The sequence below is a fragment of the Bradyrhizobium sp. USDA 4354 genome (assembly GCF_054060315.1).
In genome coordinates, this window is the sequence record NZ_JBSSDC010000001.1 from 4,161,302 (window position 1) to 4,186,008 (window position 24,707).

The 24,707-nt window shown below is 63.8% G+C and carries 21 protein-coding genes; 4 read left to right on the forward strand and 17 right to left on the reverse strand.

Features of this window, described 5'->3' with window-relative positions; translation table 11 throughout:
- Nucleotides 1–3: 3 nt before the first annotated feature.
- From ACVIIV_RS18965 to ACVIIV_RS18980, 4 genes are read right to left on the reverse strand one after another with little or no spacing between them, the layout of a single operon-like run.
- Nucleotides 4–825, reverse strand: coding sequence for an SDR family oxidoreductase (locus tag ACVIIV_RS18965; protein ID WP_456745515.1), 822 nt, complete (start codon nt 823–825; stop codon nt 4–6).
- Nucleotides 826–838: 13 nt separating this feature from the next.
- Nucleotides 839–1,540 carry an acylneuraminate cytidylyltransferase family protein gene (locus ACVIIV_RS18970; protein ID WP_456745516.1) on the reverse strand — a complete coding sequence of 234 codons (702 nt, stop codon included), beginning with the start codon at nt 1,538–1,540 and terminating at the stop codon, nt 839–841.
- Complete coding sequence (locus ACVIIV_RS18975; protein WP_456745517.1) at nt 1,537–2,445, reverse strand: Gfo/Idh/MocA family protein; 909 nt, start codon at nt 2,443–2,445, stop codon at nt 1,537–1,539. The genes ACVIIV_RS18970 and ACVIIV_RS18975 overlap by 4 nt, the downstream gene beginning before the upstream one ends.
- Nucleotides 2,442–3,491 (reverse strand): nucleotidyltransferase family protein, encoded by a 1,050-nt coding sequence (locus ACVIIV_RS18980; protein WP_456745518.1) that lies wholly within the window; start codon nt 3,489–3,491, stop codon nt 2,442–2,444. The genes ACVIIV_RS18975 and ACVIIV_RS18980 overlap by 4 nt, the downstream gene beginning before the upstream one ends.
- 198 nt (nt 3,492–3,689) lie before the next feature.
- Between ACVIIV_RS18980 and ACVIIV_RS18985 the strand changes: the two genes are divergently transcribed.
- Entirely contained in the window at nt 3,690–4,301 is a 612-nt protein-coding gene (locus tag ACVIIV_RS18985) for an acetyltransferase (protein WP_456745519.1), read from the forward strand.
- Here the strand turns inward: ACVIIV_RS18985 and neuB are convergent.
- From neuB to ACVIIV_RS19020, 7 genes are all read right to left on the reverse strand, one after another.
- A complete protein-coding gene (gene neuB / locus ACVIIV_RS18990) occupies nt 4,298–5,368 on the reverse strand; it encodes an N-acetylneuraminate synthase (RefSeq protein WP_456745520.1) in 1,071 nt (356 codons plus the stop codon). The genes ACVIIV_RS18985 and neuB overlap by 4 nt on opposite strands.
- Entirely contained in the window at nt 5,365–6,543 is a 1,179-nt protein-coding gene (gene neuC / locus ACVIIV_RS18995) for a UDP-N-acetylglucosamine 2-epimerase (protein ID WP_456745521.1), read from the reverse strand. Before neuC ends, neuB begins: the two co-directional genes overlap by 4 nt.
- Nucleotides 6,536–7,762: a LegC family aminotransferase gene (locus tag ACVIIV_RS19000; protein WP_456745522.1), complete on the reverse strand. Its 1,227-nt coding sequence runs from the start codon at nt 7,760–7,762 to the stop codon at nt 6,536–6,538. The genes neuC and ACVIIV_RS19000 overlap by 8 nt, the downstream gene beginning before the upstream one ends.
- Complete coding sequence (locus ACVIIV_RS19005) at nt 7,755–8,774, reverse strand: NAD-dependent 4,6-dehydratase LegB (protein WP_456745523.1); 1,020 nt, start codon at nt 8,772–8,774, stop codon at nt 7,755–7,757. The genes ACVIIV_RS19000 and ACVIIV_RS19005 overlap by 8 nt, the downstream gene beginning before the upstream one ends.
- A 138-nt stretch (nt 8,775–8,912) precedes the next feature.
- Nucleotides 8,913–10,115, reverse strand: coding sequence for an HAD-IIIA family hydrolase (locus ACVIIV_RS19010; RefSeq protein WP_456745524.1), 1,203 nt, complete (start codon nt 10,113–10,115; stop codon nt 8,913–8,915).
- Nucleotides 10,116–10,199: 84 nt separating this feature from the next.
- Nucleotides 10,200–12,710, reverse strand: a complete 2,511-nt coding sequence (locus ACVIIV_RS19015) for a hypothetical protein (RefSeq protein WP_456745525.1) — start codon at nt 12,708–12,710, stop codon at nt 10,200–10,202.
- A gap of 51 nt (nt 12,711–12,761) precedes the next feature.
- Entirely contained in the window at nt 12,762–13,646 is an 885-nt protein-coding gene (locus ACVIIV_RS19020; protein ID WP_456745526.1) for a class I SAM-dependent methyltransferase, read from the reverse strand.
- Between the two features lie 618 nt (nt 13,647–14,264).
- Between ACVIIV_RS19020 and ACVIIV_RS19025 the strand changes: the two genes are divergently transcribed.
- From ACVIIV_RS19025 to ACVIIV_RS19035, 3 genes are read left to right on the forward strand one after another with little or no spacing between them, the layout of a single operon-like run.
- Nucleotides 14,265–15,005 (forward strand): hypothetical protein, encoded by a 741-nt coding sequence (locus ACVIIV_RS19025; RefSeq protein ID WP_456745527.1) that lies wholly within the window; start codon nt 14,265–14,267, stop codon nt 15,003–15,005.
- 59 nt (nt 15,006–15,064) lie between these two features.
- The gene (locus tag ACVIIV_RS19030; RefSeq protein ID WP_456745528.1) at nt 15,065–15,940 is read left to right on the forward strand and encodes a hypothetical protein; all 876 of its coding nucleotides are present in this window, start codon (nt 15,065–15,067) and stop codon (nt 15,938–15,940) included.
- A 14-nt stretch (nt 15,941–15,954) separates the two neighbouring features.
- Nucleotides 15,955–17,160, forward strand: coding sequence for a hypothetical protein (locus ACVIIV_RS19035; protein ID WP_456745529.1), 1,206 nt, complete (start codon nt 15,955–15,957; stop codon nt 17,158–17,160).
- A 233-nt stretch (nt 17,161–17,393) separates the two neighbouring features.
- Here the strand turns inward: ACVIIV_RS19035 and ACVIIV_RS19040 are convergent, their stop codons facing one another.
- The 6 genes from ACVIIV_RS19040 to ACVIIV_RS19065 are packed head-to-tail and all read right to left on the reverse strand — an operon-like array spanning nt 17,394 to nt 24,615.
- Complete coding sequence (locus ACVIIV_RS19040) at nt 17,394–18,233, reverse strand: SDR family oxidoreductase (protein WP_456745530.1); 840 nt, start codon at nt 18,231–18,233, stop codon at nt 17,394–17,396.
- Nucleotides 18,234–18,246: 13 nt separating this feature from the next.
- Nucleotides 18,247–19,008, reverse strand: coding sequence for an SDR family NAD(P)-dependent oxidoreductase (locus ACVIIV_RS19045; RefSeq protein ID WP_456745531.1), 762 nt, complete (start codon nt 19,006–19,008; stop codon nt 18,247–18,249).
- Complete coding sequence (locus ACVIIV_RS19050) at nt 19,005–20,615, reverse strand: SDR family NAD(P)-dependent oxidoreductase (protein WP_456745532.1); 1,611 nt, start codon at nt 20,613–20,615, stop codon at nt 19,005–19,007. Before ACVIIV_RS19050 ends, ACVIIV_RS19045 begins: the two co-directional genes overlap by 4 nt.
- Nucleotides 20,608–21,297 (reverse strand): acylneuraminate cytidylyltransferase family protein, encoded by a 690-nt coding sequence (locus tag ACVIIV_RS19055; RefSeq protein WP_456745533.1) that lies wholly within the window; start codon nt 21,295–21,297, stop codon nt 20,608–20,610. Before ACVIIV_RS19055 ends, ACVIIV_RS19050 begins: the two co-directional genes overlap by 8 nt.
- Nucleotides 21,297–23,216 (reverse strand): N-acetylneuraminate synthase family protein, encoded by a 1,920-nt coding sequence (locus tag ACVIIV_RS19060; protein WP_456745534.1) that lies wholly within the window; start codon nt 23,214–23,216, stop codon nt 21,297–21,299. Before ACVIIV_RS19060 ends, ACVIIV_RS19055 begins: the two co-directional genes overlap by 1 nt.
- Nucleotides 23,217–23,238: 22 nt before the next feature.
- Nucleotides 23,239–24,615 carry a GHMP family kinase ATP-binding protein gene (locus ACVIIV_RS19065; RefSeq protein ID WP_456745535.1) on the reverse strand — a complete coding sequence of 459 codons (1,377 nt, stop codon included), beginning with the start codon at nt 24,613–24,615 and terminating at the stop codon, nt 23,239–23,241.
- Nucleotides 24,616–24,707 lie beyond the last annotated feature (92 nt).

The following is a 24,707-nucleotide window of genomic DNA, read 5'->3' on the forward strand; positions in this document are numbered from 1 at the left end:
TTGTTACCAGGCGCTCAGGCCGCCATCGACGGCGATGTTCTGCCCGGTCACGTAGGAGGCAGCATCGGACACCAGAAACAGCATGGTCCCGACCATCTCGTCCGCGCGAGCCATGCGGCCGAGCGGGATACGGGCACCATAGCGCGCCTTGAAGGTCTCGTTCTGCCCGCTCTCGACCCCGCCCGGGGTGAGCGTATTGACGCGAACGCCCTTCGCCGCCCAGTAGGTCGCGAGGTGCTTGGTCAGGCCGATGACACCGGCCTTGGACGCCGTGTAGACCGCGGGTGTGTTGATGGCGCGGCCGAGATATTCGGAGCCTTCGTAGATGCGCTGGTCGGGCGCCATCAGTCCGTAGATCGAGGCGGTTTGCACGATGGCGCCGTAGCCGCGCTCGGCCATCCGGCCGCCGAACACCTGCGCGACGGTGAACATGCCGTCGAGATTGACCGACATGATCTCGCGCCAGGTGTCCTGCGAAAACGTCTCGACGGGTGCGAAGAAGGCGTCCACGTCGCGGGTCTTGCTCGCGGCGTTGTTGAGCAGGACCGAGACCGGTCCGAGGTCGGATTCGATCGCATCGGCCGTGTTGCGCACCGCGTCGGGATTGGTGATATCGCAACCGTAACCTCTGGCACGGACGCCATGGCGTGAGGCGACGTCGGCTGCCGCCGCATCGGTCGCGGCCTGATCGAGGTCGACGATTGCGACGTTGGCGCCGAACTCGGCAAGCCCCTCGGCAAATCGACGTCCTAGGATACCGCACCCGCCGGTGATGACGGCAGTACGCCCGGTCAGATCGAACAGAGCCTTGAAGCTCGTGGTCATCGCTTGCGCCTCCTCACGCCGGCAGTCGTTGACGGAGCAACAGCTCCACCAACGCAAAATCGAGATCCGAATCGATGTCGATCGAACGCTCTTCCGGCATTTCGAACAGACGTGTATCCGGATAGAACACCGCGGGCTGCTCCAGGAATGGCGCGACGCGCCAGACGTAGATCGACGCGTTCATGTCGAAGCAGCGCGGCGCATCCTGCCGTCGCGTGACCGGAGGATTGGCGGATTTGGACAGGCCGACGCTGCCATCGGTGCGCTGCTCGACGAGGTTGAAATAGGGCGACCGTCGCGCCGGCGCCCCGGTAATGACGTTGCGCGCGCCGCTCTCGCGCAGCAGCGCCACCGCACCGGTGATGTCGGAGGCCAGCCTGAGCGGGGAGGTGACGTCGAGATCGACGAAGATCTCCGGCGTCGTGCCCATTTGCGCGATGGCCTGCTCGAGACAGTGGCGGATCGCCGGTAGCTTCGGCGCAGTATCGGTCGCCATCTCGTCCGGGCGCTTGACCACGATGTCGGCGCCGGCCTTCACCGCCGCCTCGAGCAGAGCATCTGAATCGCTGCTGAAGGCGATCGCATCGAACAGGCCAGTGTCGCGCGCCTGCGCGATGCTCCACGCGAGCACGGGCCTGCCCAGGAGATCGCGCGCATTCTTGCCGACGACACCTTTCGAGCCACCTCGCGCGCAGATGGTGCAGAGGAGACTCACGGCGACACCCAGGTCTTGCTACGCAGCGCGCACTCGCTGGCGTCGATCAGATGCATGACGCCGAGGGCCTCCGGCAGCGAGCAGGCCGGGCTCGCGCCACTCATCGCCGCGACATGCATGTCCCGGTAGCTCTGGTCGCGCTCGCTGGGGATCTCCGTTGCCTTGCCGTTGACCGTGAGACGGCCGCCGACGAGATCGGCCTCGATGGTGTCGTCGTCGACATTGACGCGAATGCGACGGACGCCCTGACGGTCGAGATAGTCCATATGGACGTGGACCGATGGTGCCCGCTGCATATCGAGCAGCAGGTCGAGGTGGTCGTCGACGTCGATGTCGCGAGCGCCGGAGGCGCCGCCGAGCGCTGCGACGCGATGCCAGGGCCCGAACAGCCACAAGAGGTAGTCCAGTTCGTGGCTGAGATCCCGCAGCACGCCGCCCCCGGCATCAGCCGTGGCGGATGCGGTCGCGCGGTGATCGCGGTCCGGCCGCCAGTCCCTGATGTCCTGGCCGACATAGGCGCCGACCGTGATCACGTCGCGCCCGCGCAGTGCTTCCGCCAGCGCCGTCATCACGGGGTGAAAGCGCAGATTGTATCCGACGCTGACATGGGCGAAGGGATATTTCGGGGGTGATGCAGGTGTTGCGAATAGCGGCTTTTCGACAAGGACGTTGCCATGGAAGCCGGCCTGCGCGAGCTCTTGCAGATTGTCCGCATGGCGCGCCGCCTCGGTGGCGATCACCACGTAGTCCGGATGCGCCGCCGCGAGGGCCTGCGCGATCGATCCGTAATCGCCGCCTTCGCGACGGCTGACCGTCGCGACCCGAAGGCCGAGCTCGCGCAGGACGCGCGCATGCCTTGTGCCGATCGAGCCGAGACCAACTACGACGGCGTTTGTCGAGGTCACGGGAAGACCTCGTGAAACTCCGCATGCGCCTGCTCGAAATCCTCCAGGCGGCCGATATCGAGCCAGTACTCGCGAATCGGATAGACCGCGACGCGTCCCTTGCCCGCGATCACGCGCTCCAGCACGGTCGGCATATCGATGCTGACGCGGGGCGCGACATGGCTGAAGACGGACCTGCCGACCACATAGATTCCGGCACTGACGAACCAGCTCTCGGTCGGCTTCTCGCGAATAGTCTGGAGAAAGCCCTCCGACGTGGAAACCACGCCATAGGGGACGTGCACCTTGTGCTCACGAACGGCCATCGTCGCTTCCGCCGGCGTTCCGTTGTGGAAGTCGAGAAGCGCTCCGTAGTTGATCGTGGTGAGAATGTCGCCGTTGGTGACGATCATCGGCAAATCCGGCGGCGTCGGAAACAGTCCGAGAGCACCGGCGGTGCCCAGCCGTTCAGTCTCGTGCACGTACTGGATGTTGGCACCGAAGGCGGCGCCATTGCCAAAGTAGTCTTTGATCGTCTCGGCCTTGTAGTTGACCGAAATGAAGATGTTGCCAAAACCCTGCTGCACGACGTTGCGTACGATGGTCTCGAGCAGTGGTCGGCCGCCGACATTGAGCATCGGCTTCGGCACGTCGCGCGTGAGCGCGCCCAGGCGCTCGCCGAGGCCGCCTGCCATGATCAGGACCGGATTGGCGTAATGGCGCGGCTCGAGCAGCTCATCGAGCGTCTCGACCACGATGAGATGGCCGCCCTCGTCGACAAGCGGGAGCTGCTTGATCGATCTCTGCCGCATCAAATGCAGGCGATCCTCGCGCGGCAAGGTCGCAGAGGCCGACACCGGCGTCCGGTTCATGATTTCGGTCGCAAGTCCGGTGAGGGCGATGCCGCGCAGCAGTCCGCGTCTGACGTCGCCGTCGGTGACCACGCCGAGCAGGCGATTCTGGTCATCGAGCACCAGCGCAATCTGGATGCTCCCGCTCTCGATCGCGGCAATGGCCTCGCCCACGGTCGCCTGGGTACCGACGACGGCTTTGCGCCAGGATTTCATGGCAATTCTGCCTCGTATACGCCAGATATTGGGCGCGGCCCACGGCTGAGCCTGCTATATCGCGGCTGCGAGAGGCGGCGTCAACCCCGCCAGGGGTCACTGCGTTGTCCTTGTTAATTCTCGCGTTTTCGGGCCGGTCCGGCGGTTTGAAGCGCCGTGGCCCGGTCGCTAAGATCGGGGCGGCTTAAGGGAATCGCGATGGACGATCTGATCATCATCGGCGGCGGCGAACATGCCTTCATGGTTTATGAGGCCGCCCTCCTGTCGGGCCAGTTCAACGTGGTCGGTTTCCTCGATCGCCAGCCGGGAACACTGGGCGAGGCGCGCTATCTCGGAACCGATGACGTTGCCCCGAACTATCCGGATGCCGTCTTCGTGGTCGGGATCGGAACGATGCAGGCGGGGCCGGCGCGCCGCCAACTGGTCGCCCGGCTGCAGCTCAAGCGCTGGGCGTCGGTGATTCATCCGCGCGCGGTCGTCTCGCCGTCGGCCACGATCGGCGCGGGCAGCGTCGTCATGCCGGGCGCGATCGTCAATGCGCGAAGCATGATCGGCCATCACTGCATCATCAATTCGGGCGCAGTCGTCGAGCACGATGTGCGCGTCGGGCACTACACGCATCTCTCTCCGGGAACGGTGGTCGGCGGCGGCGCGGAGATCGGTGACAACTGCTTTGTCGGTCTCGGCAGTCGTGTCCGCGATCACATTTCCATCGGCAATGATTCGCTGGTAGCGATGGGCGCTGTCGTCACGAGTTCATGGCCGTCCGGATCCGCGCTGCGCGGGGTTCCTGCAAAGCCTCGTCTTTAAACCGGATCGTCGGGTTCGAGCGCCCGCGGCGCCGCCGTTCCGATCAGGGACCAATACTCGATCGGCGGCCGTCCCGCGCCCGGCCGCTTGGCGGTGATGTCGGCCGGACCGATGATCTCGCCGGCCTTCAGCGCGCGCGCTGCCACGATGCTCTTGCGCGCTACCGGCACATTCCTGACCTCGGACTCCCTCGGCGTCTTCACGCCGTCGCCGAGCGCGGCCTCGACGTTACGGATGGCGCTGACCATGCGCTTGAAGTCGCTAGGCTCCAGCGAAGCCGCGTGATCAGGGCCTTGCGCCTTGCGATCGAGCGTCAGGTGTTTTTCGATTATTGTGGCGCCAAGCGCTGCAGCCGCTACTGAAACCTCGAAACCGTCGGTATGATCGGAATAGCCGACCGGGAGCTGGAATGCGGACCGCATCGTCGCCATCGCAGCGAGGTTCACGTCGCCGATGGGACAGGGATATTCGGTCGTGCAATGCAGCAGACTGACGTGCCGTGCGAGCGCCGTGCGAGCCGCTGGATCGCGCCACGCCGCACGGAATGAAGCGATACCGGCTGGATCGTTACGCTGCGCGTAGCCATGCGCCAATACGCCCAGCGCGTCCTCGACCTCGCTGAGCGTCGCCATGCCCGTCGACAGGATCAGTGTCGCACCGGCCCGCGCTGCCGCATGCAGCAGCGGTGCATTGGTGAGATCGCCCGAGCCGATCTTGATGCGCGGCAGTTTCAGTGACAGCAGGAAGTCGAGTGAAGCGCCGTCGAACGGCGTCGATAGGAATTCGATGCCGCGTTCGGCGGCGCGCGCAATCAGCGTATGATGCGCGGCCTGCGGCAGCTCAAGGCGTTCCAGCATGGCGAGCTGGCTCTCGGCGGCGTCGGTCGTGCGCTGCTGATAGTCTGCCTTCTTCGCCGCTCCACCCGCCAGCGCTTTCGCACTAAAAGTCTGGAACTTGACGATGTGGGCGCCGGCATCGGCGGCCGCATCGACCAGGGCCAGTGCCTTGTCCAGGCTGCCGTCGTGATTGACGCCGGCTTCCGCGATGATCAGCGTGCGCGTCGTCATGGCCGCACTCCGCTTGCGGGAAGTTCGTAGAAGCCCTTTTTCAGGAGCTGCCCGAACTCCGGGATGCCGGTAATGATGTCGGCAAATCGCCGGCTGGAGTAGCCGTCGCCATAAGGATTGACGGTGTCCTTGCGGCCACGCTGAAGTGCTTGCGAGATAGCCGCGCCGATCGCGCCGCGTTCGGGCGCGGCGTGAAACACCGAGTCTGCGCGCTCGCGCCCTTTCTGACGGTCGCCGATATCCACCGTGGGAACACCGAAGGAGGGGGCTTCGAGCAGGCCACTCGAGGAGTTGCCGATCACGACGTCCACCTGGTTCATCAGGCTAAGATAGCGAAGCTGCCCGAGCGAGGCGACAGCGACCGTGTTCGGCCGACTTGCCGCGAAGGCCTTGGTCCGGTCGTTCAGCGCGCGTCCTTCGGCATCGGCATTGGCGAGCGTGAAGGTGAGACGGAAGGCGGGATCGAGCGTTGACAGCGCCGCGAACAGCTCGTCCAGCTCGGCCGCCGATCGTCCGGCCTCGACCGTCACCGGATGGAATGTCACGAGCGCATTGCGTTCGCCGAGCGGCATCCCGATCGCGTTGCCTATGTCGTCGCGGTTCATCAGATCGAGATGCTTGATGGCATCGATGCCGACCGAGCCGATGGTATGGATACGGGATGGGTGCTCACCAAGCTGCATCAACCGCCGCGTCGAGCCTTGATTGCTGGTGAAATGCAGATGCGACATCTTGCTGATGGCATGGCGGATGGATTCGTCGACCGCACCCTCGGTGATGTCGCCGCCGAACAGATGTGCCATCGGCAGCCGCATGAACATCGCGGCCTGCGCGGCTGCGAACATCTCGAAACGGTCGCCGAGCACGACGACGAGATCTGGTTGCAACCGCGTGAACGCGTCGGCAAATCCGATCACGCCAAGCCCGACGGACTTCGCGACGCCCGTGCCGGTGTCGCTGCTGAGCAGCATCTCGACGCGCTCGTCGACCTCGAAGCCCTCGTCGCGGATGGTGTTGAACGTGTAGCCGAACTCCGGCGCGAGATGCATGCCGGTGGCGATGAGCTGAAGCGTCAGGCCCGATGCCTCGCGTATCGCGCGCATCGGCCAGATCAGCAGTCCGAAATCGGCCCGGCTGCCGGTCACGAAGCAGATTTTTCGCGGCACGCTATTCATCGCGGGCCCTGATGCTGGCGCTGCTCGGCAGGTTGATCAGGCGGCGCTCGATCGATTCGGCGGTGGCGAGATCGCCACGCGGGCTCTGCGCGAACATCGGCAGGCGGTGCATCAGGGTCCAGGCCGGGCGCGCGCCGAAGCCGGCTTCGTTCAGCGCCGTGAGCACGTCGTCCCGCCGCCCGGCATACGCCTCGTCTAGCAGGATCGCGTTCAGCCAGTAATTGCTCGTGGTGCGATCGGGCTCGCGCGAGAAGCGCACGCCGGGTAGATCGGCAAAGACGCGCTCATAGGCTGCAGCCAGCCGGCGCTTGCTCGCCAGGAAACCGTCGAGCTGCTCGAGTTGGGCGCAGCCGAGCGCGGCATTCAAGTTCGGCAGGCGATAGTTGAAACCGATCTCGTCGTGCACGAAGGCCCATTTGTGCGGCAGTTTCGCGGTGGTGGTGAGATGCTTGGCGCGGCGCCCCAGCTCCTCGTCATTGGTGAGGATGGCGCCGCCGCCGCCGGTGGTGACGATCTTGTTACCATTGAAGCTCAGCGCCGCGAGCCGCGCCTGCGATCCGACGGCGTGGCCCTTGTAGGTCGAGCCCAGCGATTCCGCGGCATCCTCCACCAGCGCAATGTCCCAATCGCGCGCGATCGCGGCGATCTCGTCGAGTTCGACGGGATGCCCGAACGTGTGCATCGGCGAGATCGCGGCGATGCGGCGTCCGGTCTCGCGATTGATCGTGCCCTTCGGCGTTCGCTCGGCGATCGTCTCGAGCCGCACGGCGAGGGCGCGCGGGTCCATGCCGAGCGTGACGAAGGAACTATCGACGAAATGCGGCACCGCTCCGCAATAGGCGATCGCGTTGGTCGTCGCGATGAAGGTCAGCGCCGGCGAGATGACTTCGTCGCCGGGCTCGACGCCGGCGAGGCGGAAGCAGGCGTGCAGTGCGGCCGTGCCATTGACGACGGCGACCGCCCGCTTGGCGCCGGTGACCTCCTCGAGCATGCGCTCGAAGCGGTCGACGAACGGGCCGACCGAGGAGACGAAGGTGCTCTTGATGCATTCTTCGAGATAGGCGATCTCGTTTCCGGCAAACACCGGTTCGTGCAGGCCGAGGATGCCGTTCGGCGTACCCGCGGCGCGCCGGACAGCGTCGACAACCGCCTTCGGATCGAAGGTGCGCGCGGAGATGTCGGATCCGGTCGTGGTCGTTCCCACCGTTGCCTCAGACATTGTAGACGTCCGCCTTATAGCGGCTGAGATTGGTGGGGCTGGTGAACCAGTTCACCGTCTTCACAATGCCCTGGCGCATGCCGTCGATCCCGCCGAACTCCGGACTCCAGCCGAGTTGCTGGCGCGCCTTGGAATTGTCGGCCCAGAGCCGCTCGACCTCGCTATTGGCTGGGCGCAGGCGCGCCTCGTCGGTCTCGATTTCGATCGTGGTCCCCATGACGTCGGCGATCATCTGCGCGGTCGCGCCGACCGAGATCTCGAAGCCGCTGCCGAGATTGATGGTCTGGCCGACGCATTGTTCGGCCGGGGCAGTAAGGCCCGCGATCAGGCCGCGCGCTGTATCCGTGACGAACGAGAAGTCGCGGGTCGGACTGACGGCGCCGAGACGGATCTTGCGCTTGCCGGTCGCGATCTGGCTGATGATGGTCGGGATCACCGCGCGCGCCGATTGCCGCGGTCCGTAGGTGTTGAACGGCCTGATGACGACGACCGGCATGTCGAACGAGGCGTGGAACGATAGCGCCATCTGGTCAGATGCGATCTTCGAGGCCGAGTAGGGCGATTGGCCGACCAGCGGATGGCTCTCCTTGATCGGGACGGTCTGCGCCGTGCCGTAGACCTCGCTGGTCGAGGTCTGCACGAAGCGCCGCACGCCGGCCATGCGCGCTGCCTGAAGCACGTTCACCGTGCCGCGCACGTTGGTCTCGACATAGGAATCGGGCGCGACGTAGGAGAAGGGGATCGCGATCAGCGCCGCCAGATGCAGCACGTCGGTGCAGCCGGCGGCCGTCTGGATCATGAAATGCGGATCGCGGATGTCGCCGGCGACCACCTCTACGGACTTCATGATGTCGGCGGGAACCGTGTCCAGCCAGCCCCAGGAGTTGAAGGAGTTGTAGTAGACGACCGCCTTGACGCGGGCCCCGGCCTTCGCCAGTTCCTCGACGACATGCGAACCGATGAAGCCGTCGCTGCCGGTAACGAGGACGCGGGCGTCCCTCAGATCTGCCATGCCGGACCCCAGAAGGCGATTAAGCCAGTGTTCGCAACAAGATAGATGGCGCTATAGCACACTGGCGGTTGCGCGCAACAGAGCAGCGCTCGATAGCTGCCAAATGCCCGGGGATGCAGCAGTTTTTGTGACGCGCGCTCAGGCCCAGCCGGCCGGAATGAGCCGCTGTCTCACGAACCTCTCCAGATTGCCGCCTTCGAACAAGTGGCCGGGCAGGCCGGCCGCACGAGCGGCTTCGATGTCGCTCGGCTTGTCGCCGATCACCATGCTGCGCGCCATGTCGACCGGAAAGCGCTGCGCGAGGTCGGTGATCATGCCCGGTGCCGGCTTGCGCCGATCGCTCGTGCGGCAATAGCGCGCGACGGTTCCGTCGGGGTGATCGGGGCAATATTCGAATGCATCGATATGCGCACCGGTCAGCGCCAACTGGTCCGCCATCCAGCGGTGCAGCGCGACGATGTGATGCTCCTCGTAGTAGCCGCGCGCGACGCCGGATTGATTGGTGATGACGAAGGCGAAATAGCCGGCGTCGTTGACGGCCTTCACCGCCTCGCGTGCCCCCTCGATCCATTCAAGCTTGTGCGTCTCGAACGTGTAGCCCGAGTCGTGGTTGAGGACGCCGTCGCGGTCGAAGAAGACGGCGGGGCGCCGCAGCTTTTCGCGCAGCTCGCGGTCGGCGCGCGCGAAATCATCGGGGATGCCGATGTCGATGAAATAGCCGCGATAGGACGTGCCGCGCAGCTCACCGCGCAAAGCAAGGCCGGGAAACACGTCCTGTTCGAGGGAAGCGGGAAGCTTCGCGATGTCAGCGAGAACGGACTTGTCGACGACGTAGATGCCGGCATTGACCGGTCCCGTGGCCCCCGTACCCGGGGCGATGAAATCGCGCACCACCTCGCCGTCGAGCACGACGCGCCCGTAGCGGTCTCCGACGACGCCGTCGCGCAGTGCCATGTGAACCCGACCACCCTGCGCACGCGCGATCAGATCGAGCAGGTTGAAGTCGAACAGCGAGTCGCCGTTGAGCAGCAGGAAACGATCGTGCAGCATATCGCGCGCGTTCACGAGCGCGCCGCCGGTGCCGAGCGGCTCGGTCTCGCGCGACACCAGGATCTTTGCCCGTCCCCTGGCCGCGCCGGCATAGTGGGTCTCGACGATGTCGGCCTTGTGGCCGGCAAGCAAGAGGATTTCGTCGAATACGTGATAGCGGGCGAGTTCATCGATCAGCGTGTCGAGAAACGGTCGCCCGCCGATGTCGAGCATCGGCTTCGGCGCCGCCTTGGTGCGTTCGCCAAGCCGCGTACCCAACCCTCCGATGAGGATGACGGCCTGTCTCAACATGATATGTCCTTTTGACAGCGGGAACGATCGAGCGTGACGCCAATCTGCGACAATGCGAAGGGCAATTTCCGTCTTGCTTTCATATCAGCGCGAGCAGGGAATGCGAACGACGACCGTCTGCCTGTTGGCAAACAGGACCGGAAACGGGCTCGCGCGAAGCGCGTCAGTGATAGTGGGCTCCATCGGCGCCGCGGGAGGAAAATAGCTGAGGCGTTGGTCGGCTGCGAGATGGGTCCACTCGACTGTGCGGGGCGTGATGAGCGCGACGAGGTTCCAGGCGTTCTCGCCCGTCTCCAGAATGTTCTGGATCGTGGACTTGGCCTCCTCAGGCGGAATTTCAGGGATTCCGGATGCGGTTATGTCGGAAAGCGGCTGGGCCACTTCCTGACTCGCTGCCGGCGCACCGCGGACCGATCGCATGATGCCGCCCAAAGCATCGGCCCTTCGCATCTGGAAGAAGGCCTCCGAGTTGATGGCGCCGACCAGAGGGGCGATCAAGCTGCAAGTGTGTGCAAGCCGTTGATCTCCTTCGGTCGGCTGCAGAATCGTGCCCACGACCAATTTTGCCCGCTTCGCGACCGCTTCGTTCACGGTGTCCAGATTGGAGAACAGATAGGCGGCCGGCGCGCCCGTGAGTGCCTGGACTATGCCCAAGGTATACGGGTCCGAGAGAATAATTCCCTTTCGCAGATTGTCGCGGAGCCAACGAGCCAATTCAAGTTCATCGGCATTGTAGTGTGAGACGATTGCCGTGCGGTCGGGAAGCGCGCCGTAACTGTAGCTCCTGTTAATGCCGGACAGACCGATCTTGTCGACAGCCACGCCCAAGCCCACGATTCCCGCCAGACCGTAAATGTAGATCCGCCGCGATTGGATCAGGGTCAATAGCGAGAGCGTCGCGAGTAGCGCGATGCCTGCCAATTCCACCGGTCGCAGGACCGCCTGATAGCCGGCAAAGGGCAGGCCGGTTCGCCAGGCAAACGCGTAGACCAGAACCACAAGAACGGTCGCAAGCAGCGTGACCGCCGTGGCAACCAGGGCCCGCCGATATCGCGAGGAAGGACTGAAATCGATCAGCAACTGACAAAAGACCTCAGTGGCCGTGATCGTGAACAGCGACAGTATGATCGTGCTGGTGCGATACAGGAACGGGAAGCCGGAGAGTACGGCAAGGCTGAGGCCGCAGCCGGCAATCCAGGACCACACGAGTATCACGAAGCCGTCGTCACGACGTTCGATCGCACCGGGGGAAACCCGAAGGGCAGGTCGGGTCATCCACCACCATGCAACGCCCAGCGTGACGCAGATGGAGAGGAGCGGACCTATCGTCCGGCCAAGTTCGATCGTGGCGACCAGCGGTCCGGAGCCCAGGAACAGCTCTTCGCCGCCTTCGATCCTTCTGCCCAGGACCAATTCCGTAATCGAGGAAAAAGTGTCGTTGGCGCTCATTGGAGGAATGTAGCCGAAGCGCATTCCAGTAACGCAGACGACAATTCCGAGAATGATCGGGGGCAGCGCGAAGGACAGAAGTCGCAGGACCGCGATGCTGGGCGACGGCCAGACGGTAATCATCCGCGCGATGGCGATATACATAAGCCAGGTGGCTAGAACGGTCGGAACGAACAGGTAAGAGCCGCGATGTGCAAGCAGTAGCGTCGCTGGCCAGATGCAACCAAGAAAGAAAATCCCGCCAAACCTTCCGGCGCCGCTCAGAATCCTGAGCAGGAACAGCCCGGCCATAAGCAGTGCAAGCACTAGCGTGTTGTTGTTGAAGGCGAACGCGAGCAGCAGCGTTGCGCCGGCGATAACGGTCAACAGCACGGCAGATCGCGCCGACCGGCCGTTTGCATCCCGCTGCGCATTGCCTATCAGCACGCCAAGAAACACAACGCTGCTGGCGACGGCCAGGCTGCCATTTGTCATCAGGACGACGGCGCTGCTGGTTGCGGCGAAGAAGAAGGCGATCCATTTCCGCGGGGAAGTGGGATAGACGCCCTGCACGAAGGCATAGGACGCCAACAGGAGGAACAGGATCGAGAAGAAACGATAGGTCCAGCTAAATCTCAGAAGGTCCAAGCCAAGCGTTCCAGCGAGGGCACCTGCGAGCGCCGAACGAAGATCGACATAGGACTGGGCCGCGTACGGATTGATGACACCACCATCGGCGTACTCTTGCGCAGTCTTCATCCAGTGAACATCCGCGCCGATGTCCGCATAAGGAAAGCTGGAAAATGCGCCGAACGACCACCACCATATCATGAGTGCAATCGGTAGCGACAGAATGCACCAAGTGGCCGCCGTGCGCGTTTCATCGCGGCTCGGGCCCCAGCTGGGCCATGACCAGGCAAGTCCGAAGCAGGATACGACAACCATCGTCGCGAACTGAAGCCATATATCGCTCACGAACAGCGATAGCCCCCCGAGCAGGATGCCCGTTGTAGAGGCGCCGACGGTAAATCCAAGGACGACGAACTGGGCCTTCGTGAGCCGGCACACCGCGACGAGTTTCGCTGGCGCAATGGCCAAGATCGAAAACCCGGTGCCGAGCTGGATCAGGAAGAACAGGAAGGTCAGGACAAATGTGGTCGTCCACATCGCAAGATCTCTAGAGTGGGTGCCGGCGAAGCAGCCGAGAATTGGCGATCTTCAAATTTCATTTGACCGGTCGGCCGGGCGCCCAACGATCAGAGAGCCGAGCGTGAACAGATCCTCCGGGGAGAAGCTCTTGAAGCGCGGTGCCAATCGTTCGAGGATCTGCTGCTCCGGTGGCCGGCGGTCTGGTTGGTCGCAGAGCAGTTCAAACCCAGCCTCGCTGAACAGCTGCAGATATTCGCTATGGCGCAAACGATTGACGTATTGGAAGCGAGACTGGAAGGGCGCCCAATCCTCGTCGGAGTAAGTCAGGAAATTGAATGAGCTGATCGAGGGATCGAAGCCCTTGAAGTGGTCGCCGTAGTCGATTTGCATGAGGACCAGCCCGTCAGGGCGCATGATGCGTCGCAGCTCCTTCAAGATTGCCGCGATGTCGCTCTTGGGAATGTGCTCGAGCGTTTCGACCGAGACCGCGCAGTCGATTGAACCGGCCGACAGGTCCGTCGTTCGGGCATCGGCCGGTGCGCGGTAGTCGATTCGCCAGTAACGCTCGAGGTCCTCCAGGGAATTCAAGTCGGGGTGGTCGGTCCCGCTCAGTCGAGAAATCACGGCTGCATTGGAGCGGATCAGCTCCAGCTTCGCTAGGCGCTCGATGTCGACGGTGATGAACCGCCGGGCTCCATGTGCACTGAAGGCAAGCGGGATGATCAGATCGCGCCCGGCGCCGAACTCGAAGCAAATAGAATCCCGTAACGGACGGAGGCTGTATCTCTCGTGGACGCCCAGCAGCCGCTGCGCAAGTGTGTAGATGGACCTGACCTGCTTTTCCGGGCGCGGCAGCCGTCGTGTGACGTAGCGCTGCAGGGTGTAGTGCAGGTCTTCGCCCCAGGGGATGTTCGACAACACCGAGAACGCTCGCGCCTTTGTCTGCCAGCGCACGTCAGCATTTCCTCGCTGGAATGGCCGTGATTGGAGTGATGCTGACGAACGATCGTTGAAGCACGGTGTAGGTCCAGGAAAGGCCGATGTTCCGGCCTGTTTCAGGCGGGTACCAGGTCACATAGCCGGTTTCGGTCATACGGGAGCCGCAGCCGCAATGCAAGGATTCTAGGGGGCAGGCGACCCTTCGCGTGCCGCCAAGACTAAACAGCCATCGGCCCGAGGCATCCCGGACGTCATCCCGACCGGCGCCGTCAGCCCGGGTGCGAGATCGGCGCCGCAAAATCGAAATCGCGAACTGATGTTGATCTCGAGAAAGGAACCCACAGCGTACAAAGGGAGCAGAACCTGAGCCGCGTATCATCTTTCCGACGAACCATGCGGCTACAGACAGATTGCCGTCGACCATGATCGCGATGTTCGTGCGATTGGGCTAATCCCGCATCGCTCCGTGCGGCGGCGCAGCCGGTTGATTCCCCTTTCGGTTGAGAGTAAACAAGCCTCGAAATCGAGATCGACATTTTAGCATGCCGGCGAGGCTATCGCGTATGATTGGCAGAATGCCACCAGTCGGTTTAGTCCGTGCCGATCCCTTGCTCCCCCGCCGAGTCTTGTCGAATGTCCGGTGAATTGCCGATTGGAGAGGCTGTCGCGAGGGGCTATCCGCCCGCCGTGCTCTACCTGCGCAACGACGACACCGTCACGACGGAAGTCTGCGCATTCAACTACTTCTCGGTTTTCATGAAGGATCACCCGGAAGTGGATGCTCATGCCTGGTTCTTTGATGGAGCAGGTAAGCCGGCCGGATATTTCCACAGGGAGCTCAGCGCCAACGGGCAGTTGCAGTTGCAGACTTCGGAGCTGTGTCAGCGCATTTCGGGAACGGTGGCGATGGCGCTGATACCGAAACAGGAGACCAAGCTTCGTCCCGGACGGAAGGTGACGACCGGGTACTACGCACAGTATTTCTCGCAGCACGGTGCGGTAACGTTGTCGCACGAGCGCGAGCCCGTCGCAGCGGCGCCGTTTCCGACCTCTGCCTGGATGCAGTCCTACCTCACGCGATTTCTGAAGGAGTCGGGCGTGGTGCTCGTGAACTCCTGCATGGCATCCGAAGGCGTTTCGGTTGGGACGGCTCGGCTCATGGCCCTGGATGGCACCGCCTTGGGCGAGCGCACTCTTCCGACAATCGCGCCGATGGGCGCCGTCCGCATCAGCACGCTGGAGCTTTTCCCCGAGGCTGAAAGGCTGATCGGCGCTGCTGAAGGTTTTGCCCTGGAGTTCAAAGGCACCAATATCGCCAGTCCGTTCAGCTATTATGAGTTTGCCAACGGCAAGTTCAGCTTGCATCACTTTTAAAGGGCGCGTCCGTGACTCGTTTCCCATCCAGTCCCTGGAAGCCCCACGAGCCCAGATTCATGTTTCCGACGTTTGCAGGCGTCGAGTCGCGTATGGGTTTCTCGATTCCTGCCTGGTATCGTCCGGTCGACATCAGGTATCTCCGCAGTCTCGTCGCCGGCAGCCTGCGCAAGAATTTTCGCGAAACGGTCAAGGATCTCGTTCCCGAGCTCGCCAGCCTGGTCGCTTCCGGCTTCAGCAAGAAGCTCAGATTCAAGCTACTCATCCTGTCGCGCGACGGCGAGTACCGGGCGACCTATGAGTTTCCGGAAAACTATGCGCCGGGCGCCTCCGTCGAGATCGAACTGTCCCGTCTTTTCGCCTCGCTCAAGCTGCCCCAGGACGATTATCTGGTCATCGCGGTGATGTCGCGTGGGCGCATGGATGGCTTCCGTTCTTCGCCTGCCAGCTATTCGATGACCTACATCGATCAGGACAACGTCGCGATCTATCGCACCGGCGCGTTTGCCCGGCCTTTGAACGAGGGCAGGCTGAAGGCGCATGTCGGGTTCACCGGGATCAATCCGAAGATCATTGCGACCGCCGACATCGTCAGCAGCCTGTTGCTGATCAATCACTCGTCCGACCCCGAATACGCTCATGCGGCGCGGCCGACGTCAAAGCTGATCCGCGGGGACGGCGAGCAGATCGAGGGCGATTTCGGTGAGATACCGCCGCTTGGTGCGCGCGAGATGTCGGTCGTCGACATGTTCGGCAGCCGCGTGTTCGATTTCCTCAAGCCGTTCGACGGACGCGGGACAACGGTCACTACCTGCACCGGGATCACGCTCGCGAGCCTGCATTTGCAGCGAACAAACGATAACCGACGGACGCTGCTGGGCATCGAACACTCGCGTCCGGCGCACATGAATCTCGCCGGCATCCTCCAGCACTAGATCGGGCACATCAGTTGTCTCAGCGCCAATCTCAGACGTCGCCGCCCGATCTGCTGAGCCGTTTCATCAAGTTCGACGACGATATGTCGACGCCGCCGCTTCGGCTCGTGCTGGGGTTTTGGATCGTCACCAACATCCTTGTGGTCATTTGGTGGCGCCTCGAGCTTTCTGACAGGTACCTGCCCGGTGCGTGGCGCTACGTCGGAATTGCGATTTTCGTCATCGTTGCGCTCGCTCCGCTCGCGATTCTCTTTCACATCCGGCGAAGCTTCCTCAATCCGGTCGTCCTTGGTCTGCTCGTGAGCTGCTGCCTCGCGGCGTCGATCACTGGGCATGAGGCGAATCTGCTGCGCGATCAGATGCAGTATAGCCTCGATCACGAGCGCGAGTTCGCCCACATGAATCTCGTCGAGGGCGTAATGCGACCGCTGATCTCGAAGATCGTGGAGGTCTACGTTCAGGTCCTTGGCGATGATCATCTCAGGGGATCGACCTACCGGACGCATATAGCCATCAACTACATGTTCGATTCGCTGTCGTTTCTGGCGGTATTTGCGCTCGCAACTCTCCTGCTGTCGCGCACCTCGGCGTGGCTTTGTCTTTTCCTGTTCGCCTTCTACACGCAGGCAGCGATCTATCCGGGACGCATGGGCCCGGTGTTCCTCGCGGGCGGATTGTTTTGGCAGCTCTTTTTGATCGTGTCCCGGCGCTATCCGGCCGCCATCATCTCGGGGTTGATCATCAGTTTTGCACGCGCCGACATCGTGTTCGCGCCTGCCTTCGCGCTGTTGGGCCTAGCGGCGTTCGAGCGACGCTGGCCCAGTGCGAAGGAGTGGGGCATGTTTGCCGCGCTGATCGGCATTTCGCTGGCTGTGCCGAAGTTGCTTATCTGGATGCAACCCGCAACCGATTACGGGTCGTTCCTGGTTACGAAGGGTGACTTCAGCAAGCTGGTCGCCAATCTTCAGACAATGAAGCTTGTCGTGGCCATCGCCAGCCCCGTGCTTGCAATCGTTATTGTGAGGACGTTTGCGTTGACCCGGACGATCGCCGTGGTCGGTTCGGCTTGCTTGGTTCATGTGGGGCTTGTCTTCCTGATCGCCGATTTTTCCGAGACGCGACTGATCGTACCCGCGCTGGCGGGGCTCGCTTTCGTGGCTAGCGAAGGACTCGGAAAATTGCTGGAAGGAAGGGACGAGGCGCAAGCCGGCAGCGGCTGAGATCGGCGTCGGAGCGCGCGTTGCCAAATGGTGAGGCGTTCAGATTGATGCGCTTTCGTTCGGCAATTGTGGGGCTCGGTTCAGCAACGTCCCTGACCATCCAGAGATTGCTCGCAGTCCTCGCCCTGCAGACGTTTCTCTCGGAATGAGCGCTTTGAGGCCAATGAGCAACTCCCAGAAACCGGCTTGGTATCAGCCTCGAACTGGAGACCGGTCGCGTGGTGCTGGTGCCGCTACCACACACTCCGTCCGCCATCCATGACCAGGTTCTGTCCTGTCATGTAGCTCGAGGCATCCGAGCAAAGGAATTGCACCGCGGCGCGATACTCGTCGACATCGGCCATGCGGCCCATCGGGATCAGGCGCGTCAGTCGTTCGACGAAGGCGGGATCCTGGTTGTTGAAGACGCCGCCCGGCGAGATCGCGTTGACGCGGACGCCGTGATCGGCCCAGTACGTCGCCAGATATTTCGTCAGCCCGATCAAGCCGTGCTTGATCACGGAGTAGGTCACCGGCTTCACCGGCTGTTCCTCCTCGCGCGTCACCTGCGCCTGGCGGTAGAGCCGCTGGTCCGGCGCGATCACGCCGAGATCGGAGGCGATGTTGAGGATCACACCGCGGCCACGCGATGCCATCGCGCCGCCGAACACCTGCGCGCACAGCATCGCGCCGGTCAGGCCCACGGCGATCTCGGTCTGCCATTGTGGCACCGGAAAGGCCTCGAAGCGGGAGGAATGCATCACGCCGGGTGCGGAGGTCACCTTCGGGTCGATCGCCGCGTTGTTGACGAGGATGTCGACGGAGACGCTGCGGCCGGAAAGTTGCTCGTGTGCAGCGCGCACCGAATCAAGCGTGGTGACGTCGATTGCAAGCGCGATCAGATCGGCGCACGGCGCGTTCTGCTTGAGGGCGGCAACGGCGGCTTCGGCCTGCGCAAGTCCGACGTCAGTGACGACGACGCGCGCGCCCGCTTCGGAGAGCGCGGCGACATGCTGCCGCCCGAGCAGGCCGCCTGCACCGGTCACGAGAGCGGTGCGGCCGGTCAGATCATAGCGGGAGGACGGGCTTGCCATCGGGAGCTCCTGTTCAGCTGCGCAATTGGCCGCCGTCGGCGACCATGACGCTGCCGGTGATGAAGGCGGCGCGGGGCGAGGCAAGGAATGCGACGAGGTCGGCGATCTCTTCGGGCTTGCCGAGCCGGCGCAGCGCCACCTCCCGCGCAAGCATGTCTTCGACCGCCGCCCTGTTCTCGGCGAGCTTGCGCGCCCAGGTGCCGCCGGCGGCGAGGATATTGCCAGGCGCGACCGCATTGATGCGGATACCGTCGAGCGCCAGCGGTCGCGCCAGTCCGCGCACGGTCGCGTTCAGCGCCGCCTTTGCGGCATAGTAGGTGACGGGCGCGCCCAGCGCCGCCATGCCTGCAATCGAGGAGATGCAGACGATGGACCGGTCGCCGCCGCCGCGCGCCATCAGCGGCCGTGCGGCCTCGATCATGTTGGTCGTGGCGAAGAGGTTGAGGTCCATCACCCGCGACCATTCCGCCGAGGTTTCCTTGCCCGGCGGGACGGAGGCGCCGCTGCCGACGTTGCAGACGAGAATGTCGAGGCGCCCCCACTGCTGCTCGACGTCCTGGATCAGTGCCGCGGCGGCGGCCGGATCGGTGACATCGGCGATATGGATCGAGCTCTGTCCGCCGACGGTCGCACGCGCCGCGTTCAGCGCATCCGAGCCGCGTGCAGCCAGCGCGACTCTCGCTCCCTCCGCGGCAAGTGCAGCGGCAATGGCAAGGCCGATGCCGCGGGTGGCGCCGGTGACGAGAGCGACGCGGCCTTCCAGCTCGAGCTTCATCGCGCCGCGTCCTCGATCCAGCCGACCGTCATGTCGCGATACCGGGCGAGCGCGCCGGCATGGTCGCCATCGGCGGCGCGCGCGGTTTGCAGGATGTACTGTCCCCTGTAGCCGGAGCGCTCGATCAGCCGGATCGTCTTGGCGAGATCGGCGTTGCCGGTGCCGAGCGGCACGGTGGTGCCGCCGCGTACGCGGTCCTTCACATGCACATTGAGAATGCGCGGCGCGTAAGCGTCGATCTCCGCGCCGCTGTCGTAGCCGAGCGAGGCGCTGTTGCCGCTGTCATAGTTGATGCCGAAGACGTCTGCCGGAAACGCCTCCATGAAGCGGGCGAGATCGCGCGGCGGCAGATCGGATTCGAAGATGATCTTGACGTTCTGTCTAACAAGCTGTTCGCGACGGGCGATCAGCACCCGCTTGAGCGTGTCGCTCTCGCTCTCGCGCTCGATCTTGCCGTTGTCGACCAGCGGGATCACGATGAACTCGATGCCGATCCGGCTGCAGGCGGCAATCAGGAGATCGAGATCGTTGACGAGAGCGTCACGCACGACGGCATCGACCTTCCAGAACGGCGCCTGCATGAAGCAGTCGCCGGTCAGGCTCGGGATGCGCAACCCGTTCTCGCGCGCCAGGGCGATGATCTCCGCCTGGCCGGCTTCGGTCATGAGCGGATTTTCCCGCAGCCGTTCCTGATCGATGGTCCATTCCATCCGTGTCAGGCCGAGCGCCTTGGCGCGGGGAAACTCCTCGCGCCATTCATTCCACGGGAACGCCTGGATCTTGCCGTCGACCAGAGCCGACAGGCGTCCCTGCATGAAGCCGATGCGTTCTGGTGTCGCGGTCACGATGTGCTGTCCGAACTTATGGCGAGGCCCTTGGCGATCCAGCCGCCATCGACGAAGATTTCCTGGCCGGTCACATAGGCCGAGGCGTCCGACGCCAGGAAGATGGCGGCGCCGACCATGTCTGCGGGTTGGCCCCAGCGGCCGAGCATAGTGTGACGCCGCCTGTCTTCGTGCATGGCAGGATCGGCAAAACTTTTCGCGGTCATCTCGGTCGCGACATAACCGGGTGCCAGCGCGTTCACGCGGATGCGGTCGCTCGCATAGTCGGCGGCGAGTGCGCGCGTCAGCCCGGCAAGACCCGCCTTCGCCGCCACGTAACCGGGATTGCCGGGCAAAGCCGCGGACCGAATTGATGCTGGTGACGTTGACGATTGCCGCCGAGCCCGCGTTCTTCAGGAGTGGATGGGCGGCGATGATGGTGGCGTAGACGCCGGTAAGGTCGGTTGCGACCGTGGCGCGGAAGCGTGCGAGTTCGCTTTCGCTGCTTTGAGCGGGAAGACTGATGCCGGCGGCATTCACGAGTGCGTCGATACGACCGCCTTTTGCCGCGATGGTGCGGAATGCGCCTTCGATCGCGCCGTCGTCGGAGAGGTCGCAGGCAATGGCGGTGACGCCCTGCGGCGCGGTTCCGGACCGGCTGAGGCCGAACACAGCGGCTCCCGCGTCCTGCAGGCCGCTCGCAATCGCCGCGCCAATGCCGCGCGAGGCGCCGGTGACCACCGCGATCTTGCCTGCGAGAGAGAAGGCGCTGAGATCAGGCATAGCCGTAACTGCGCATGATGGCGGCGCAAAGCTTGACGTCCTCGGGACGGTCGATCTGGAACATCTTGTGGCGCTCCATGACGTGGAAGCCGATCTTGCCGCCGAGACGATTGTTCTGCTCGCGCAGGAGGGATGGGATCAGGACGTAGAACGAGCCGTTTTCGAGGTAGCGCTTCTCGATCTGCTGCCGCATGCGGCGGTTGCGATAGTCATAGTTGATCGGCTCCGGGCCGTTCGCGCCGATCCGCCAGTTGAAGTAATCCTCGACCTCGCAGACCGAGAGCAGGCTGTCGAGATGGTCGCGATCGAAGGTCGCAAGCGCGCTCTCGATGTCGCCGGGCTCGCGGATCGGCGATGTGGCCTGAAGCGCGACGATGCGCTCGAACCGGCCCATCCGCGCCTCGGTCGCATCAAGGGCATGCAGCCAGGCGGATTCGGAGGAGGCAAGGTCACCCGAAATGTCGTCCGGACGCCGCACGCCGACGGCTCCGGCGGCCTCGGCCGCGGCAAGGATGTTGTCGCTGTCCGACGAGACCGCCACCACGTCGACGCCGCGTGCGGCGCGGGCCTGCTCGACCGTCCAGGCGATCAGCGGCTTGCCGCAGAGATCGAGCAGGTTCTTGTGCGGGATGCCCTTGGAGCCGCCGCGCGCGGCGATCACGGCCAGCGTCTTGCGCGCCATCAGATGTGTCCCTCGAGGCGCTCGAGCGCGGTCCAGAAGCCTTCGCCCATGTTCTTGTGGCCCTGCCATATTTCGGGAATGAACGACGCCGTCGGCGCATGCTTGCGCAGCACCTGTCCGATCTCGTCGAAATCGATCTCGCCTTCGCCGATCTGAAGACCTTCGCCGTCGAGCCCCTTGGCGTCGCCGAAATGCAGATGCGCGGTGTGCGGCCCGAGCTGGGCAAGGCCTTGAGCGAAGTCGAAGCCAAAATGATTGGCCGCGAGCTTGGTGTGGGAGATATCGACGCACATGCGCAGACCATGCTTGGCGCAGAACGCCGCCGATTCCTCCGGGAAGATGAAGATGTTCTGGTGGCGCTGGCCGCCGAAATGCCAAGGGAACGGCGCCATGGTCTGCGGCGTCAGCTCGACGCCGTCCATGTCGAGCTCGGTCAAGCTCTGCGCAAAGATGCGGTAGCGCTCGGCCTTCTCCTCCGGCGGCAGCGGCTCGTCCATGGTGAAGCCGCCGATATTGGCGACGATGGGCGGGCGCTTGGTCTTGGGAAAGAACTTCTTCAGGCCGCGGGTGATGTCGATCACCGCCTGCGTCTGTTCGAGCGAGTAGCGCCGCAGCGCCTCGTCGGGCGTTGCGAGGTCCATCAGCTTCGAACCGGCGAACAGCTCCGGCGCATGCACGACGAAGCCGAGATCATAGGTGCCGGACAGATACGCCGCCGGATCGCGCTCCATGTCGCTGTAGCTGAGATGGAATTCGATGATGTCGGGCTCGCAGATCTCCAGAAACCGCTCGGTATCGTGATAGCGCACCGGCACGCCCCAGGGGCGATCGAAGCGGTAGCGCCGTGCCTTTGCGGCGCCTTCGTCGAGGTCGCTTTGGAAGAAATAGTCGTCGGCCGCCATCGTCCGCGTCAGCTTGCGGCCGAGCAGCGCCGGCATCTTCAGCGGCGACAGACCCTGTCCCGGGCTCTTCACGGCGATGTCGCTTTCGGAGATCACGGTGCCGGCCGGCAGGTCGCGCGCGGCCACCAGACTCTTGGCGAGGTTTTCGCGATTGATTAGTTCACCCTGGCTCAGCGCGCGTTCCGCGAGCTTCTCGCCGCGCGCCGCCTCGACCTCGCGGATGCCCGAGACGAGTGCCTTGAATTCCTCCGGTTCGAGACTTGCGGCATGGTCCGGACCTTCCATCTCGCGGTCGAGCGTGATGTGGCGTTCGATGACGAGGGCACCGAGCGCGACGGCGGCCGTCGAAACGGCAATGCCGCGCTCGTGGCCCGAATAGCCGACGACCGGGTGAATCTCGCGCAGCGTCTCCATGAAACGCAGATGGATGTTGTGGAGCGCTGCCGGGTAGGTGCTCTGGCAATGCAGGAGCACGTAGCTGGCATTGCGGTCGTCGAGGAATTTCGCCGCGGCCTTGATCTCGTCCGTCGTGCTCATGCCGGTCGAGACGATCAGCGTCTTGCCGGTGGCGGCGAGGCAAGCGAGCAGCGGCAGGTTGGTGAGGTCGGCCGAGGCGACCTTGTAGGCCTGCACACCGAAGCCTTCGAGCACGGCGACGCTCTTGGCGTCCCAGGGCGTGCAGAGGTACTGGATACCCTTCGCTGCGCAGTACTCGGCGATCTTCTTCTGCTCTGCGGTCGGCAGCTCGAAGCGGCGCAGGAGATCGAGCGTATATTCGACGGCGAGGTCGTCGTCCTTCCCGGACAGGCTCGAGGCGCGATAGACCTCGTCGAGCTTGCGCATCTGGAATTTGGCGCAATCGGCCCCGGCCGCGACCGCGGCATCGACCAGCGCAATGGCGCGGTCGAAATCGCCATTATGGTTGTTGCCGATTTCGGCGATGACGTAGCAAGGTTCGCCATCGCCCAGAAGACGGTTGCCGATGCGGACCGGAGCAGGCTGTTTGGGCGATGTCATCAACATTCTCGTCTCATATGCGTCAGGCGAGCTGCGCGGGAACGCGCGACTTCCACGTCCGCAGCCCGTTCTCCTCGAACATGATGCGCGAACAGCTATGTCCCTGCTGCTCCAGCGCCGCGATGAGCTGGTAGCGCTCGAACGGGCGTACGAAGAACATGAAGTAACCGCCGCCGCCAGCGCCGAGCAGCTTGCCGCCGACCGCGCCATGCTGTTTGGCAAAATCGTAGATCGCGTCGATCGCGTCTGACGAGATCTTCGAGCTCAGTTTCCGTTTGGCGTGCCAAGCTTCGTCGATCAGCCGGCCGCATTCCAGGAGCTGGCCGCGCAGCAGATGTCGCCTTATGTCGCGCGTCACTTCCTTCTGCTTGGCAGCCGCGGCGACGGCGTCGCTGGTCTCGTGCTGAGCCTTCTGGTCGCGGTGAATGGCGCCGGAATCGCGGCCGGAGCCGGTGTAGCAGAGCACCAGGCTCTCCTCGAGCTCGGCGATGATGTTGGGATCGAGGCGAAGCGGCACGATGGTGTTCTGGTCGGAGAAGAACTCCATGTGATTGAAGCCGCCGAACACGGTGGCGTACTGATCCTGCCAGCCCCCGGGGATGTTGAGCATCAGCCGCTCGGCCTGGAAGGCCATCTCCGCGATCTCGTGGCGGTCCCACTGATCCCCGCGGAATTCGTTGAAGCAGCCGATGATCGCGGACGAGACCACCGCGGAGCCGCCGAGGCCGGAGCCGACCGGGAAGTCGGCGGACACCTCGAGCTCGAACCCGTAAGTCGGCTTGATCAGGCGCACGACCGACTTGATCAGTGCGAGATCTCCGCCCGTTCCGAGTTCTGCGAGATTGTCGGCCTCGACCGTGCGGCGGAAGTCGTGCGAGTAGATCCGGATGCTGGGATCGCTACGGCGCCGCAGCGTCGCGTGAGCGTACATCTTGATCGTGGCGCTGATGACCGCGCCTCCGTCATTCGCAACGAAGTAATGGGTCAGGTCGGTGCCGCCGCCGGAGAAGCTGATCCGCACCGGCGAACGGGCGCGCGCGAACACCTCGCTCTCTTCCGACAGGTTGAACAGCTCGCGGCTAAATACGTCGACCAGCCGCCCCTCGCCATCGAGGATCGGCACCACGTGCACACGCTGGTCGAGCAGCTTGAGGATCTGCTCGCGCGGTCCGCCGGTCGGCGCCCAGACGAAGTTGCGATTGATGCAGGACGCAACCCGGTCCTGGATCGTGATGCCGGTCAGCATGCGCCTGCGGATGTCACCGTCCGTCACGGCGCCGACGATTCGTCCGCTCGCGTCCTGCGCGAACAGGATGCCGAGCATGTTCGCATTCAGGCGCCGGAAGGCTTCCTCAATGGTCTCGGTCTCGGCGATGGTGACGAGGGTTCGTTCAAGCACGTTTTGGGTGTCCAGGAAGGGCCAATTCCAGGCCATATCGTAGCAGGGGTTGGTAATACGGGAGCCGCAGGGACGATGCAAGGTTCCTGCGC

What these genes read in the sequence shown, in the direction of transcription:
- ACVIIV_RS19055 (WP_456745533.1), bottom strand. Translation starts at nt 21,297, where the DNA reads ATGGCGCGCAAGACGCTGGCCGTGATCGCCGCGCGCGGCGGCTCCAAG.
- ACVIIV_RS18985 (WP_456745519.1), top strand. Translation starts at nt 3,690, where the DNA reads ATGGACGATCTGATCATCATCGGCGGCGGCGAACATGCCTTCATGGTT.
- ACVIIV_RS19025 (WP_456745527.1), top strand. Translation starts at nt 14,265, where the DNA reads ATGTCCGGTGAATTGCCGATTGGAGAGGCTGTCGCGAGGGGCTATCCG.
- ACVIIV_RS19010 (WP_456745524.1), bottom strand. Translation starts at nt 10,115, where the DNA reads ATGTTGAGACAGGCCGTCATCCTCATCGGAGGGTTGGGTACGCGGCTT.
- ACVIIV_RS18965 (WP_456745515.1), bottom strand. Translation starts at nt 825, where the DNA reads ATGACCACGAGCTTCAAGGCTCTGTTCGATCTGACCGGGCGTACTGCC.
- ACVIIV_RS19030 (WP_456745528.1), top strand. Translation starts at nt 15,065, where the DNA reads ATGTTTCCGACGTTTGCAGGCGTCGAGTCGCGTATGGGTTTCTCGATT.
- ACVIIV_RS19015 (WP_456745525.1), bottom strand. Translation starts at nt 12,710, where the DNA reads ATGTGGACGACCACATTTGTCCTGACCTTCCTGTTCTTCCTGATCCAG.
- ACVIIV_RS19000 (WP_456745522.1), bottom strand. Translation starts at nt 7,762, where the DNA reads ATGTCTGAGGCAACGGTGGGAACGACCACGACCGGATCCGACATCTCC.
- ACVIIV_RS19050 (WP_456745532.1), bottom strand. Translation starts at nt 20,615, where the DNA reads ATGCCTGATCTCAGCGCCTTCTCTCTCGCAGGCAAGATCGCGGTGGTC.
- ACVIIV_RS19060 (WP_456745534.1), bottom strand. Translation starts at nt 23,216, where the DNA reads ATGACATCGCCCAAACAGCCTGCTCCGGTCCGCATCGGCAACCGTCTT.
- ACVIIV_RS19040 (WP_456745530.1), bottom strand. Translation starts at nt 18,233, where the DNA reads ATGGCAAGCCCGTCCTCCCGCTATGATCTGACCGGCCGCACCGCTCTC.
- neuC (WP_456745521.1), bottom strand. Translation starts at nt 6,543, where the DNA reads ATGAATAGCGTGCCGCGAAAAATCTGCTTCGTGACCGGCAGCCGGGCC.
- ACVIIV_RS19005 (WP_456745523.1), bottom strand. Translation starts at nt 8,774, where the DNA reads ATGGCAGATCTGAGGGACGCCCGCGTCCTCGTTACCGGCAGCGACGGC.
- ACVIIV_RS19045 (WP_456745531.1), bottom strand. Translation starts at nt 19,008, where the DNA reads ATGAAGCTCGAGCTGGAAGGCCGCGTCGCTCTCGTCACCGGCGCCACC.
- ACVIIV_RS18980 (WP_456745518.1), bottom strand. Translation starts at nt 3,491, where the DNA reads ATGAAATCCTGGCGCAAAGCCGTCGTCGGTACCCAGGCGACCGTGGGC.
- neuB (WP_456745520.1), bottom strand. Translation starts at nt 5,368, where the DNA reads ATGACGACGCGCACGCTGATCATCGCGGAAGCCGGCGTCAATCACGAC.